This window comes from Micromonospora sp. NPDC050417 (assembly GCF_044458865.1).
Taxonomy (GTDB): domain Bacteria; phylum Actinomycetota; class Actinomycetes; order Mycobacteriales; family Micromonosporaceae; genus Micromonospora_G.
This window is the reverse complement of record NZ_JBITIH010000038.1, coordinates 1-12976: the sequence shown is the minus strand read 5'-3', so window position 1 is coordinate 12976 and position 12976 is coordinate 1. Positions and strand designations below refer to the sequence as shown.

Below are 12976 nucleotides of genomic sequence, written 5' to 3'. Positions count from 1 at the left end.
TTTATAAACCTCCCTGGCTATAAGCAGCGAGTCTTAACCTTGAACCTTGTGCCTGACTTACATCGCGTTCTGAAAAACCTTTCGGTTGTTTTTCAATAGTTTTATTACTTCGTGCTATTTCCATTAACACGTTTATTTGTTTCTGTTGATTTTCTATCATTTGTAGTAGTAATTCTGCATTATCAACTGTATTACTAGTAACATTAGGTGTACGTAATTGGTTAGGTCGTTTATTTCTGTTATTTCCACTAATTTTACTTGCAGCAAGATGTAACAATTTCATCGCATCTGATTGTCTGCTTGGATCTGTAGGGATTACTATCTCAGGGTATCCATCTTCTGCCAAATTATATAATCCAGCAGTGTTAATAACCCCGCCTGTAGCATAAGCATAATCTCCAGCACGTTTAAATGCACTTCTCCAACTCCCCATAATAGGAACCCACTTACCTACAATGTAACGCATAGCAGATATAGCTTCGTCAGTTGGATTTAAGATGTTTCCGTGTCCTGGTTTAGCATATGCTCTAAAAGATGGTTCAATCATTTGGAACATACCTTTAGAAGGCGTTCCTTTTTGTGCGTTGATGTCCCAGTTATTAACCGCATCTGATTGGAAGTTAGACTCACGTTTGGCAACTCTCATCATTTGTTCGGTAATATAAGACGATTTATAACGTCCACCTAAAATAGATTGTGCTTTTTGAATTGCTCTACGTGCGTTTGCAGAACCACTACCACCAACTTTTCCGCCACCGCCATGACCTTTAAGCCATTTAGCAGGGTTTACTGTCCCTCTGTTTGTGATGTCATCATGGCGACCTCTTTCAACTTGGAAGTGTACGTGTGGACCAGTAGTCCATTGACCTGAATTACCTGTTTTAGCCATTGGTTCTCCAGCTTTGATTTTACCTTGTTTTAATATTTTAGATAAGTGCATAAAGAACAATGTGAACTGACCTGTTAAAAGTCGTGCAACAAGTCCTCCACCTAAGTTGTGGATAGCTTTTACATTTCCATCATTGGTAGCATTGATAGTTGTACCATATGGAGCGCCATAGTCAATACCAAAGTGAGCACCACCATTAAAACTATAACCAGGAGCACCACCATTAGGATAATACCCCGTAGTAATTGGGAATTTAGTGAACGAAGAACCATCTCCACCGCCTGCAGAGTCTAAACCTTCATTAAAGAAGTCTTTAATACCATTTTTAAGTTTCTTAATCATAGCTGTCATTAAATCAAATGGTAATGGTGCATTTTTCATAAAGTCTAGGTTAAAACCAACTTTCTCAAAGACTTTATTTACCAATTTCATAGGATGACCTACATAATCAAAAACATCTCCAATACCCTTGATAACAGTGCTAGACACATCTTTAGCTTTATCAAGTGCTTTTGTACCTATGTCTTTTGCTTTGTCAAACGTAGTACCACCTATGTCTCTTGCTTTACCACCAATGTCTTTTACTTTATTAACATCATTTTTTACACCAGAGCTAATAACATCTAATATACCGTCTTTCTTTTTAGTACCTTTACTAAATTTAGGTAGTTTTTTCTTCTTAGTGTCATATCCTGAATTAGATAAAATAGCATGTGTTTGGGCGCCATTATAAACTTCTGATTTCTTAGGTAAGAATGTTAAAGTATCTTTATTAGGAGTTAAAGCTAGTTTTCCATTAGGGTAACGAATCATTTCATTTCTGAATCCATTAGGACCATTACCTTTACCTTTGTCCCCTACTGTTGCCATTGTACCTTTATTGATTTTACCGTTGGTAATATAACTTTGTGTATGCGTAGATTGAGTACCTGTAGATAATTTAATCTTAGGTATTTTATCCATACCTAATTTATCTGCGACCCAGTTAACACCTTTGATTAATCCATTAAGGCCTTTTTTAACGCCTTTAACCATTCCGCCAAAAAGATTCCCAATTTTACCGGTAACTGTTTTGATACCGTCTCTCATTTTATTCATGGTGCCCATAACTTTCGATTTCATGCCATTTACTATAGATACAGTAGTACTTTTAATTCCATTCCATTTCTTGCTCATGAAGCCACCTACAGCATTCATGGTGTTATGAGTACCTTTTTTAAGTGATCCCCAAGCACCTTTGACGCCTGACCATAGAGCTTTCGCTTTATTAACAGTACCTTTTTTAATACTGTTCCATTTAGAACTCATGAAACTGCCAACTGCTTTAAATATGCCAATTGTACCTTTTTTGAGTGCATTCCATGTATTTTTAACTCCAGACCATAATGCTTTTGCTTTATTCACTACTGATTTTTTTATAGCCGTCCAGATTTTAACTGTGGCATTCTTTACAGCATTAAATATTACAGAAACACCTTTTTTTAATGCGTTAAATACAGATAGAACACCTTTGCGCAAAGCTCGAACGATTCCTAACACACCATTTTTTAATGCAGTCCACACTTTAATAGAAAAGCTTTTAATAGCATTAAATATCGTAACTACAATGCGTTTAATAAGGTTGATATTAAATTTTACTTGCGCAACATATGCTTTAATAATTGCTATAACGCCGTTCTTTAAGGCGGTCCAGATTTTAATAGCAGCATTTTTCATGCCATTCCATAAAGCTGATAAGACATTTTTTAATGCTTGAATAGGATGTTGAACAGCAAATTTAATAGCGTTCCATATTATTACAGCACTTCTTTTAATCGCGTTCCAAATGGCAATTGTAGAGTTTTTAATTGCGTTCCAAATATTAATAATATAAGGTTTGATAAAACCAAATATAGCTATTGCAGCATTTTTTATTGAATTCCAAATGCCGATAACTGCATTTCTAAACGAGCTATTTGTTTTCCATAAATGAATAAGCCCTGCTACTAATAATCCGATGGCTGTAATAACTATACCGACTGGTCCAGTCATAAATCTTATTGCTAATCCCAAGCCTTTAGTTGCTAAAGTTGCACCTTTAGTAACTGTAGTCCAAGCTGTTGTTGCAGCTGCAGCAATTTTAGTTTTCATAGCCTGTATTGTCTGAGAAGTGGTTAATGCAGCCACCGCATATCTATAACCATTTGCGATACCACGAGCAGTGGCAGTAACGCCATTCCAAATACCAGTCGCTGCTGCACTGGTTTTAGATAAAAATGATAGTGTTCTCATACTCGTCATTAAAGATCCTAATACTGTTATAGCAGTGCCAATTGTTGATGCCATAACGCCAAAGACCATTAGTAGTGGACCAATAGCTGCGGCGAGTAATCCTACAACTGCAATCGTTTTTTGAACGCCAGTAGGTAAATTAGAAAACTTATTCGCTAATGATGTAATCCATTTAGCAGCTTTATATAACATTGGGGCTAATGCATCACCTAATGAAATCGCTAAACTTTCAATTGCCGATTTCATTTTACGCATTGCGCCACCAATACCGCCTTCCATTTCTTTAGCCATTCTTTTTGAAGCACCTTTAGAGCCGTCTATGGATTTAGTTAGCTTTTTATAATCTTCGTCTGATGCATTGATAACTGCTAATGCACCACTCATAGCCTCTTTACCGAATATTGTACTAGCTGCGGCTGCTTGTTGATCTTTGGATAAACCACCCATTTTAGTTCTAAGCTGGTCCATTACATCTCTCATAGGCAGCATTTCACCGTTGCTATCAGTAATAGATATTCCCAGTTTATCCATTTCGTCTTTCATTGCTTTTGTTGGTTTAGAAAGGTTGGTAAACATTGTTCTTAATGCTGTGCCGGCTTTTTCACCTTTTATCCCAGCATTAGACATCAAACCAATAGCTACTGATGTATCTTCTATCGTGTAACCTAACGCACCAGCAACTGGAGCAGCGTATTTAAACGCTTCACCTAAACCACGTACATCAGTATTAGCTTTCGAACTCGTTTGAGCCAAAACATCAGCAAAGTGAGTACTATCTTTAGCTTTCATGCCAAATGCAGTTAAGTTGTCGGTTACAATATCAGACACGCTTGCCAAATCTTCACCAGATGCGGCAGCTAAATCCATTACACCACCAATACCTTTTAGCATATCTTTGGTGTCCCAACCTGCAAGTGCCATGTAGTTCATCGCTTCAGCAGATTCCGAAGCAGTGAATTTAGTATCTCGACCCATTTGAAGTGCTTTTATTCTAAGTTGGTTAAACTCATCGCCAGTAGCACCAGATGTGGCTTTTACTTTGCGCATAGTATCATCGAAGTCTATACTTTTCTTCATCGCAGCACCAAAACCTGCCACAATTGGTGCGGTAACGTGTAAACTCATGTTACGCCCAACCGACTTCATTGAGTCACCAATAGATTTTATCTTAGGTCCTATTTCAGAAAATGTTTGCCCAAGTCTACCGACAGACGATTTACTTACTGCAATCATTTCTCTATATTTATCTCGCGTTTGGTCGAGTTCGTTTTGTAAATAATTAAGATTGTCAGCTTGTCGACTATATTCCTGCCTTAATTGAGCAGCTTTTTTGCTATTCACACCAGATGCTCTTGCTGCTTCTTGGTATTTTGCTTTCAACGCTGCAACGTTAGCTTTAGATTCTTTGACTGCTTGCGATAATTCTCTAGTTCTTAACTTATATGAATTTAAACTTTTTTCGGAATACTTAAAGTTGTTGTTAGATAGTTTTAAGTCAGCGTTTAATCCTTTGAAACTACGTTTTATTTCCGAAATACTACGTTGAACGCCCATATCTTTCATAGATAGGTCAATCTGCAACCCTTTTATTCTTTCTGGCATCACTCCACCTCCTTACTTATAAAATGTATTACATGAACGCGTCGATCATACTGTTTGTTTTCTTGACGTTTTTCTTATTACTTTCGTCAACTAACTCCATGAAAAAAGCAAAAGGCATATCTAAAATATCGTTAATATCCTTACCGCCTTCTTCCATCATTTTCAACATTAACTTCTTCATATTTTCCTTATGTTCTTTATAATTGATAGGTTTTAAATCATTTTGGCTAGTTGCTTTTTTCTTTCTTCATCCATTTGACCTTGTGCAATAAATTGAATTTGTTGTTGTAACTCTTCTACAGCATCTGGTGCATGCAATCTGTCTAGTAAATCATCTTTTGTAAATTGATTGTTGTAAATATCAACTACCATGTCTAACATTTGATCGATATTTTCTTGCGCAGAAGTGTTCTCATCTGATGCACCGTCCATTAAATCAGCTGCATCATAGATTTTACGAAAAGGAATTTGTGTAGGTGTAATATAAGTGTCGAATTTTGCGTTACCTTCTGAATCAGTTACTGCGTTACCCTTTTTATCGATTTGAATTAATTTAATAAAATTACGTTTAGCCATATTTTAATTGCTCCTTTAATTTTGATTTTTATTTGCAAATAAAAAGAGGACACGAAGTCCTCGATAATAGTTATTCTTCTAATTCTTTGATTAACGCTTTTCCACGTCTGTTGTTGCTTGTAGAAAGCTCTGAAATACGCTCATCAGAGATTTTTTTGTTCGCTGGTTTAGGATAAGTATCTCCAGTATCGTAAACTTTCTTCTTATCCTCTAAATCAATGAATTTGTGTAAAACTTCATACTTATTTTTAGCCATAATCAAACCTCCTGTATGTTATGCGCCTAGTTCTGATTCTGTTCCACTAGATTCTTTTGGATCACTGCTTGGTGCAGATTCGCCAAAAACAGCCTCCCAAATAGCGTCTTTCATAACGGATGTACCTTTAGCATCGTGACCTAATAACATTGCTTTTTCTTCTTCGAAGCCTTTAACTTTAGCTTGCATGAATTCAGCAGTAGTAGAGTCAGAACTGAATTCTACGCCATCTTCTTTTGTATTACCTTCTAATTCAGGGAATGTGAATAATCCTTTAGGTAATCCCACATACTCGCGTGAACCATCTTCCATAGTTTTCGCAAACATAACAGCTACATATGGTGGTGTATCGTTACCAACTGACACGATGCCGTCCTCTGATTTTTCTAATCCGAACAATGCAACTCTGTCCTCTAATGGTAACTTATGGAAACCAGCTTCTACTTCGATTGTTCCGTTAGCAACTGCCATTTCTGCTACTTGGTTATCACCATATGCTTTTTCGATGTCTTGATCTTTGGATACTGAAATTTCTTGTAAATATTTAATGCGTTCTGGATCAGCAACTTTTTTAACGCCACCTTCACCATGCACTTTATAATAAAATTCTGTTAACCCTGTAAATGAACGATAGTTTTTCTCTGCCATATTAAAACACTCCTAAATTTTAAAATATTGTTTACCTTCAAACCTTTTAGTTTGTCGGTAGATACTAAATTCTTTGATATATTCGGGTTTTATTGATGATGTCTCTCCAAAACCTAATACTTCCCACATCATTCGTTGTATTAAAAAAACGAGTCTATCTGATAAGACTCGTCCGTTTACTCCTTGTTTTTGTTTTACAAATACATCTATTTGATAAAAATATTCGTAAGTGAGATTATCATTATCACCAAAATCAGTAGGTGTAGGTGTATCTAATGGATCTATGACAATCACTACATCTTTAATTTCTTGTGCGTTTGGATAATCAAAGAATTTAATATTGTTCTTTTGAACATGATTCATAATTTCTTTGTTATCTATAATCGCTTCGTATATTTTCATTGTGATGTCATCCAATAAATTACACCCTCTTTCTCATTTCTTCTTTTACTGTTCTGAAATACGTTTCTCTGCCTTCACGCATAGCGTTTTCAATAACACCTTTACCAGCTGTATTAACCCACTTTCCAGAACGATCAAAGTGACCATATTCATTTAGGTGGATAATACGATAACGTTGTTTAGGACCTCGCCAATGAATTTTAACGGCCCTTACTCCTTTTATCGTCATCGGCTTTGAAAGTGTAGTTTCTTCTACTGATTCTCCAGTATCTTCAAAACTTTTCATATTACCTTTGATAATACTTACAACTTTATTGCCAGCTTTAGTTAGTGTAAAGTCAGTTATGCGTTTAGTAGCAGATTTACCGTATTTCGTTTCTAAATAGGCGATTATTTCTTTATCACCTTTCAATGTCATAGTCATTCTTCTTCACCCACCACTTTGACATAGTTAGGCGACTTAGCAGGTGCTACATTTTTGACATTAAAAAACAACCCTGCATACATACCATTTTTTATCTCAAATACGTGTTTTGAGCTTGGTATAAATTGAGGTTGTGCATCTCTAATATTTAATGTAACTGACCTTTTACTAAGTTCTAAATTACCTAACTGTACATCTTTTTGTGTTGGTTCGTACATTCCAGCGAAACAACTGTATATTTCTTTTTGTTCATTCATTCCTGCTTCTGGACCATCATTCACAACTTCATAAAAAGTAACTCTGTAATCTAATTGGTTAAGGTTCATCGACTATCACCTCAATGTTATCCTTACGCCATTTAATCAAGCTACTTCTTAATGTCTGAACGAGCTTTACAGAAGATGCAGGTACTTCGAAAGTTTGTTCGTTGGAAGTAGTTGAACGGTTATCGTAGTGATGTGCTACAACATTCAATACTGCAAGGTTAAACAATCCGTTATTTTCATAAAAAGGTTGATCTTCTTCCCTTAAAGATACAGCTGTTTTAATTTCGTTAATCGCACCTGGTAAATACACTTCCATAATTAAGTCATCATCGAAATCATGGTCGACGCGTATCGCTTGTTTAATGGCTTCAACGTCATCTATTTTGAACATTGAAATCACCTACTTTACTTATGCTCCTAGATCCCCACTAGGTTCTGTTGCATCTTCAAACGTTACGAAGAAACCAGCATTTTTATCAGCCTGTTTCACATCGAAACGGAAAGCACCCATTAAGTATTTACCGTAGATTTCATTTTCAATCCATTGAACAGAAACATCTGTACGGTCTGCAAATAACACACCACGTTTTACATCACCGATAAATGCTAGTGCATCTCCATTTTTACCTAACAAGTCATCACGCACAACTGTTACATTCATACCTAACACAGTATTACCTGCAGTGTTGATAATACTGTCTTGTAGTAAATAACGACCGTTACCATCTTTTAATGTATCAAGTTTTTGATAGAAACTTTGTGTACAGATGATTTGGCGGTCATAACCAGGATCTAATTTAACGTTGATAATTTCTTTTAAGTCGTCAACATTAGAAACACTAGTAGGATTGAATGCTTTTAAAACTTCACCAATACGTTCATTTAAAGTGTTGATTTTTTGTTCGTTAATATTTTCAGAAACAATAGCAGTTAAGTTAGCAACTGAATCATCTAATGCTTCTTGTGAAATCGGAATAGATCCACGATAAGTGTCTACTTCCCAAGTGATTGTTTCGAATTCCGGACGAGCTAACTCAGGGTTTTTCTCTAATTCAGCCACAGTGTTGAATTTAGCGTTAGCACGTTTTAAGATCGGGTATTTCCCACTTGCAGTTGATACTGAAGTTTTTTGTACCAATTCTGATAAGTCTTGGACTGTCTTAACTTCTTTTTCAGGAATATATTTAATATCCTCTGGGATAGTTACGCCAACGTCATCAGATTTAACATTGTCACGTTTAGCCCCTTTTGATTTCATGTACTGTTCAAATGCTAGAACTTCTTCGTTTGTTTCTGGGTTTTGGTTTAATTTCGCCATAGAACGTTTCGCTCCTTCTTTTTTGTCTTTTTCTTTTTTTAATTCTTCTTCTGTTGGCTCTTCCACCTTCTCAATTGTAGGTGCCTCTGGTTTCGGTTTTGCTTCAGATTCAGGTTTGTCATCTGGTTTTGGTTTATCATCAGGTTTTTCTTCGTCAGACGGTTTCTCCTCTTTGTCATCAGATGGTTTACTTTCTGACCCTTCTCCAGTGTCATCACCTTTGTTATCTTCGACTTCTGCACCCTCGTCTTTGGGTGGTGTTTCTTCTAACTTAGGTGCTGATGCTTCAATTTCTTTTGAAAGTTGTTCGAGTTCTTCGTACTCTTTCTTTTGAGCATCAATATCAGCTTTTAAATTACGAGCAGTTTCGAGGTCGCCCTTTTCGACTGCTTCTTGCGCTTTAGAAATCAGATTAGCGATTTCTTTTTTGCGGTCATCTAAATTGGCCATGCAATATCACTCCTTATTAAATTTGGGTATAAAAAATAGCCTCACGTTTCAAAACGAAGGCTTTCTAAATCCAATGCTATCTTCATTTGTTCCAACTGTTTGAATTTCTTTAAGTCTTTCGCACGTTGACCGACTTCAACCGATGTATCTTTGTAGGCTGGCACTGTAACAATGCTAACTTCAATCAGTTCATCAATTTTATTTATGGTTTGAACATACTCATTATCTAGGTTTTGCCATGTACGAGCTGTTGAATCATTAGGAGGTAATGTATAGAAGAAACTACACTGATTTACGTTGCCCGCCTTAATATTTTCATAAATATCTCTGGCGTAAGATGTGTTAGGTAGGTGACATTTAAAGTACAAGCCTTTTTCATCTACTTTTAACTCAAGTGTTCCAGCCTGTGTGCGTCCTATAACGTAATTGAAATCATGATTGATTAAACATTTCACATCGCTTATATCTACATCATCTAAGGCGTTAGGTGCTACAATTTCTCTGAACCCACCCAAGTCATCACTCATTATATTAAAGATAATTGCGTACCCCTTAATAACCATATCTTGTGGTCCAGTGTCAACGTTACTATTCGTCATACTCATCACCCCCTTTAATGGAGTTCTTTTCAACTTCTTTGTCAATTTTCGATTTTTGATAATTTTCTAAAGTGTTAAGTGGCGCTCTGTTAAGGTCAACCAATGGTTGTTCACCATGTTCAATAGGTTGATAACCAAATACACTTCTTGCTTCGTCTGTTGAAATAATTCCTTTACTATGCAATTCGGTAATACGTTGTAATTGTAGCTCTGGATCAATGTCGATGAGACGTGATGAATCAAACTCTAATTCGTAACCCGAATCAATAAACTTAAATATTTTTGTTTCGAGTTCTGCAATCATCATTTTAAATATTGGATCTAATGTACTTTGCAAATATTCTAGGTTAGCTTGTGTGATAGATGTGTTTACTGTTTCAATACCTAGCTTCGATACTGGTAAACCAAACGCTTTAGCAACTTGAGATGTACTGAACTTATAACTATTTAAGAAGTTCAATACTTCGGTAGGAATTTGCAACCTGCTGAATTCCATTGTGTCGTCGATAGCAACTAAGCCACTATTGTTTTTTAATTGGCTTTCTGAGAAATTCTTTTTCAAATCTCTTAATTGTTCAGCATTGATTTGCCCTTTTCTATACTTCAATACTGATGTCGAAGTCCCACCATTATCGAAGAAGTTACGTAGGAAGCTCTTAGAACCTTGAGAAATACCAATTTCGTGTGCTAAAGCATACAAAGGACTATAACCCACATATCCATCTAATGTAATGTATCTAAAATGCAATATATCCTCACTGGTTATCTTTGCAGCGTTACCTTCCACATCTTCGCTCACGTTGTAGACAATATCTCCGTCTTTTTCCTCAACTCCTACTAAATCATTATGTAAGAAATAGAAGCCTACGGGGAAATCGTTTTTATCACGTACAATTTCAACAAAAGATTGACCGTTAAGCAGCATATTCGCGATGATTATAAACTTAAAGTGCCAACCCGGTAAGTCCGAATACGGATTGTTATTAAATAGATCCAGTATTTGGTCCATCACTGTATTTGTTTCGTGACCTTTAACTTTCAACTTGGTGCTTGCAATGTCTGCAGATATAATACGTGTAGCAGTAAATACATCACTGTTACGTAGCGCGTTTATACCAACATAGCTTGCATGTGTGCCATGTTCTTGCCAATACAATAATCGTTCTAAATCTCTGTTCATCTTTTCTTGTTTGCTTGTAAATCCTAAATCAAGTAATGGCATCTTTAACTGTCACCCCCTTTCTGACTTATCGAGGTATTGTCGTACGCTTGATTTAAAACGCCTGAGAGGCCTATGAGCAGCAAGCCACCAATAATATATAACGGCTTCCAAAGTATAAATAAGCCATAGAATAGACCTATTAAGCCCACAACGAATAATAGTATTACTACAAGTGCGTATAAGAATTTTTTCATCATCACACCTCCTATAAGAACAATGGCATTAAAGTTTCACTATCCCATTCATGTTCACAAGCCATCACATAAGCGAATATAGTCGACATGAGCGGATCTATCTTTTCTCTATTCATTTTCTTTTCAATCATCAATGAGTCATTAGTATCTTTAGCTACTGCATTTTTTATCGCAATATCTAGTAACGGATTTTTATGATGTTTAATGTCGCCATTAATTACTTTCAATCTAAAATCTAGTATCGGATTAGATAACGTTTGTGGTCCTTGTCTGATTTCTACTAAATCATAAGGCCAATCTCTACGCTCAATTTCTGCAATAACACCATGTATTGAGTAAGGATCATAACATAACGCTTGTACGTCTAATTTATATTGGTCGATATAATCCTCTATATAATTCAAAACTTGATCAGTATTGATAATTCCACTTTGTAAATCGGTAATCGTACAATAACCGTTTTCTGCAATTTGTCTATAATCTATAAAATCTCTATCAATTTTTCCATCTAGTCCACCTTTAGTAGCCACAAACGAATGACTGGTTACATAATACTCTTGATTATCTTCATTAAGATGAACGAACGACACTGCGGTTAAGTCATCAGCACGTGATAAGTCTAGGCCGATATAAGTTTTAGACCCATGTATATCAAAATCTGTTTCATTCTTTTTCCAATCATTGAAATCTAAGTAAGATTCTGTACTTGCTTGTAACCAATAATTGAAGTTTTTAACAAGCACCTTGAACATAGATCCTTTTTTATTAGCCTCTGCTACGCGTTTTTCCAAATACTCTTCAATTTGTTCTTTTAAGTCGTCTGATTCATTGATTAATGGATTGGACTTGGCCCATGTTGTTTTATCTTGCCATTCATCTTCCGAGTCTTGTTCATAGATAATCGCAAAGTATTCTGGATCATCATAAATTTCAGCTAAAATATCTTTAGCATAAGGCCATTCATTTACAAACATCGGTGAATTTAAGTTAAAACCTGCGGTACTGATGATAAATATAAGTGATTGGTATAAGTTACCTTGACCTGATTGGATTAATTCGACCATTTCATCTGTTTTCGCTGCATGGTATTCATCAATAACTGCTAGGAATGGTTCGAAACCATCGACTGCACTTGTATCACGTGATAATGGCATAACGAAAGAGTCATCACGCAAGTTATTAAGCAACTCGCGTACTTTTTTAACGTCTTTCTTTAATTCTGGTACTTTTGATACTAAATGCATAAGTTGTTTAGTTACCATGTTGAATACTACGCTTGCTTGTTTCTTGTCATTAGCTGCACAAAATATCTGTCTGCCTTCTGCTGGTTCCCTATCGAATAAAAAAGAATAAAGTACAAGTCCACTTACTAAAAGTGACTTACCTCCTTTTCTTGACATTGAGATAAAAGCTTTTCTAAATCTCAGCATATCTCTGTCTTTCGTGAACCAACCTCTGACATTTGCGACAATGAACTTTTGAAACAATGTCAATTTGTGTATCTTACCTTTTGTATCAGGTAGTGTTTCCATGAATTTAATAACCTTTTTGGCACGTTTAGGTTTATAGATATAATTCCATTCAGGATTATCTATTGACTTGTGTATGTCTTTTAAATGACGAATACAGGCAAGTCTAGTATCCTTACATGTAATGTATGCACCAGATAGAACCATGACACAGTATTTGTATGCATCATCTCTTAAATCATTGGGTATATTTAGAAGCTTTTCATACACTTTAGGTATTTTAACGTTAGTCATCTTCATCAACACCAAATTCATCGTAAACCGATTTTGCTTTATCCTTTTCAACCGGTACAACTAAACGCATACGACTATCAATTGTCATACCCAATT

The 12976-nt window shown here is 35.8% G+C and carries 13 protein-coding genes; all 13 read right to left on the bottom strand.

Features of this window, described 5'->3' with window-relative positions; translation table 11 throughout:
* Position 1: 1 nt before the first annotated feature.
* The 13 genes from ACIBF5_RS30955 to ACIBF5_RS30895 all read right to left on the bottom strand — a co-directional run bounded on the left by ACIBF5_RS30955 (position 2) and on the right by ACIBF5_RS30895 (position 12880).
* On the bottom strand, positions 2 to 4762 hold the full coding sequence (locus tag ACIBF5_RS30955; RefSeq protein ID WP_049386822.1) for a phage tail tape measure protein: 4761 nt from the start codon (positions 4760 to 4762) through the stop codon (positions 2 to 4).
* A gap of 28 nt (positions 4763 to 4790) precedes the next feature.
* Positions 4791 to 4919 carry a phage tail assembly chaperone GT gene (gpGT, locus tag ACIBF5_RS30950; RefSeq protein ID WP_396816463.1) on the bottom strand — a complete coding sequence of 43 codons (129 nt, stop codon included), beginning with the start codon at positions 4917 to 4919 and terminating at the stop codon, positions 4791 to 4793.
* Between the two features lie 56 nt (positions 4920 to 4975).
* On the bottom strand, positions 4976 to 5338 hold the full coding sequence (gene gpG / locus ACIBF5_RS30945; protein ID WP_002485828.1) for a phage tail assembly chaperone G: 363 nt from the start codon (positions 5336 to 5338) through the stop codon (positions 4976 to 4978).
* Between the two features lie 70 nt (positions 5339 to 5408).
* A complete protein-coding gene (locus ACIBF5_RS30940; RefSeq protein WP_002456405.1) occupies positions 5409 to 5594 on the bottom strand; it encodes a hypothetical protein in 186 nt (61 codons plus the stop codon).
* A gap of 18 nt (positions 5595 to 5612) precedes the next feature.
* Positions 5613 to 6242: a major tail protein gene (locus ACIBF5_RS30935; protein ID WP_145466028.1), complete on the bottom strand. Its 630-nt coding sequence runs from the start codon at positions 6240 to 6242 to the stop codon at positions 5613 to 5615.
* Positions 6243 to 6254: 12 nt separating this feature from the next.
* Positions 6255 to 6659 (bottom strand): hypothetical protein, encoded by a 405-nt coding sequence (locus ACIBF5_RS30930; RefSeq protein ID WP_002485830.1) that lies wholly within the window; start codon positions 6657 to 6659, stop codon positions 6255 to 6257.
* A 4-nt stretch (positions 6660 to 6663) separates the two neighbouring features.
* Entirely contained in the window at positions 6664 to 7062 is a 399-nt protein-coding gene (locus ACIBF5_RS30925) for a hypothetical protein (protein WP_225540280.1), read from the bottom strand.
* 2 nt (positions 7063 to 7064) lie between these two features.
* A complete protein-coding gene (locus tag ACIBF5_RS30920) occupies positions 7065 to 7394 on the bottom strand; it encodes a hypothetical protein (protein ID WP_002456401.1) in 330 nt (109 codons plus the stop codon).
* Positions 7384 to 7725, bottom strand: a complete 342-nt coding sequence (locus ACIBF5_RS30915; RefSeq protein ID WP_002456400.1) for a head-tail connector protein — start codon at positions 7723 to 7725, stop codon at positions 7384 to 7386. Before ACIBF5_RS30915 ends, ACIBF5_RS30920 begins: the two co-directional genes overlap by 11 nt.
* Before the next feature lie 18 nt (positions 7726 to 7743).
* Positions 7744 to 9102 (bottom strand): phage major capsid protein, encoded by a 1359-nt coding sequence (locus ACIBF5_RS30910; protein WP_038399451.1) that lies wholly within the window; start codon positions 9100 to 9102, stop codon positions 7744 to 7746.
* Between the two features lie 41 nt (positions 9103 to 9143).
* A complete protein-coding gene (locus ACIBF5_RS30905) occupies positions 9144 to 9701 on the bottom strand; it encodes an HK97 family phage prohead protease (RefSeq protein ID WP_038399450.1) in 558 nt (185 codons plus the stop codon).
* Positions 9691 to 10923 (bottom strand): phage portal protein, encoded by a 1233-nt coding sequence (locus tag ACIBF5_RS30900; protein ID WP_038399449.1) that lies wholly within the window; start codon positions 10921 to 10923, stop codon positions 9691 to 9693. The genes ACIBF5_RS30905 and ACIBF5_RS30900 overlap by 11 nt, the downstream gene beginning before the upstream one ends.
* Positions 10924 to 11128: 205 nt before the next feature.
* The gene (locus ACIBF5_RS30895; RefSeq protein WP_038399448.1) at positions 11129 to 12880 is read right to left on the bottom strand and encodes a terminase large subunit; all 1752 of its coding nucleotides are present in this window, start codon (positions 12878 to 12880) and stop codon (positions 11129 to 11131) included.
* Between the last annotated feature and the right edge of the window lie 96 nt (positions 12881 to 12976).

What these genes read in the sequence shown, in the direction of transcription:
- ACIBF5_RS30955 (WP_049386822.1), bottom strand. Translation starts at nt 4,762, where the DNA reads ATGCCAGAAAGAATAAAAGGGTTGCAGATTGACCTATCTATGAAAGAT.
- gpGT (WP_396816463.1), bottom strand. Translation starts at nt 4,919, where the DNA reads ATGGAAGAAGGCGGTAAGGATATTAACGATATTTTAGATATGCCTTTT.
- gpG (WP_002485828.1), bottom strand. Translation starts at nt 5,338, where the DNA reads ATGGCTAAACGTAATTTTATTAAATTAATTCAAATCGATAAAAAGGGT.
- ACIBF5_RS30940 (WP_002456405.1), bottom strand. Translation starts at nt 5,594, where the DNA reads ATGGCTAAAAATAAGTATGAAGTTTTACACAAATTCATTGATTTAGAG.
- ACIBF5_RS30935 (WP_145466028.1), bottom strand. Translation starts at nt 6,242, where the DNA reads ATGGCAGAGAAAAACTATCGTTCATTTACAGGGTTAACAGAATTTTAT.
- ACIBF5_RS30925 (WP_225540280.1), bottom strand. Translation starts at nt 7,062, where the DNA reads ATGACATTGAAAGGTGATAAAGAAATAATCGCCTATTTAGAAACGAAA.
- ACIBF5_RS30920 (WP_002456401.1), bottom strand. Translation starts at nt 7,394, where the DNA reads ATGAACCTTAACCAATTAGATTACAGAGTTACTTTTTATGAAGTTGTG.
- ACIBF5_RS30915 (WP_002456400.1), bottom strand. Translation starts at nt 7,725, where the DNA reads ATGTTCAAAATAGATGACGTTGAAGCCATTAAACAAGCGATACGCGTC.
- ACIBF5_RS30910 (WP_038399451.1), bottom strand. Translation starts at nt 9,102, where the DNA reads ATGGCCAATTTAGATGACCGCAAAAAAGAAATCGCTAATCTGATTTCT.
- ACIBF5_RS30905 (WP_038399450.1), bottom strand. Translation starts at nt 9,701, where the DNA reads ATGACGAATAGTAACGTTGACACTGGACCACAAGATATGGTTATTAAG.
- ACIBF5_RS30900 (WP_038399449.1), bottom strand. Translation starts at nt 10,923, where the DNA reads ATGCCATTACTTGATTTAGGATTTACAAGCAAACAAGAAAAGATGAAC.
- ACIBF5_RS30895 (WP_038399448.1), bottom strand. Translation starts at nt 12,880, where the DNA reads ATGACTAACGTTAAAATACCTAAAGTGTATGAAAAGCTTCTAAATATA.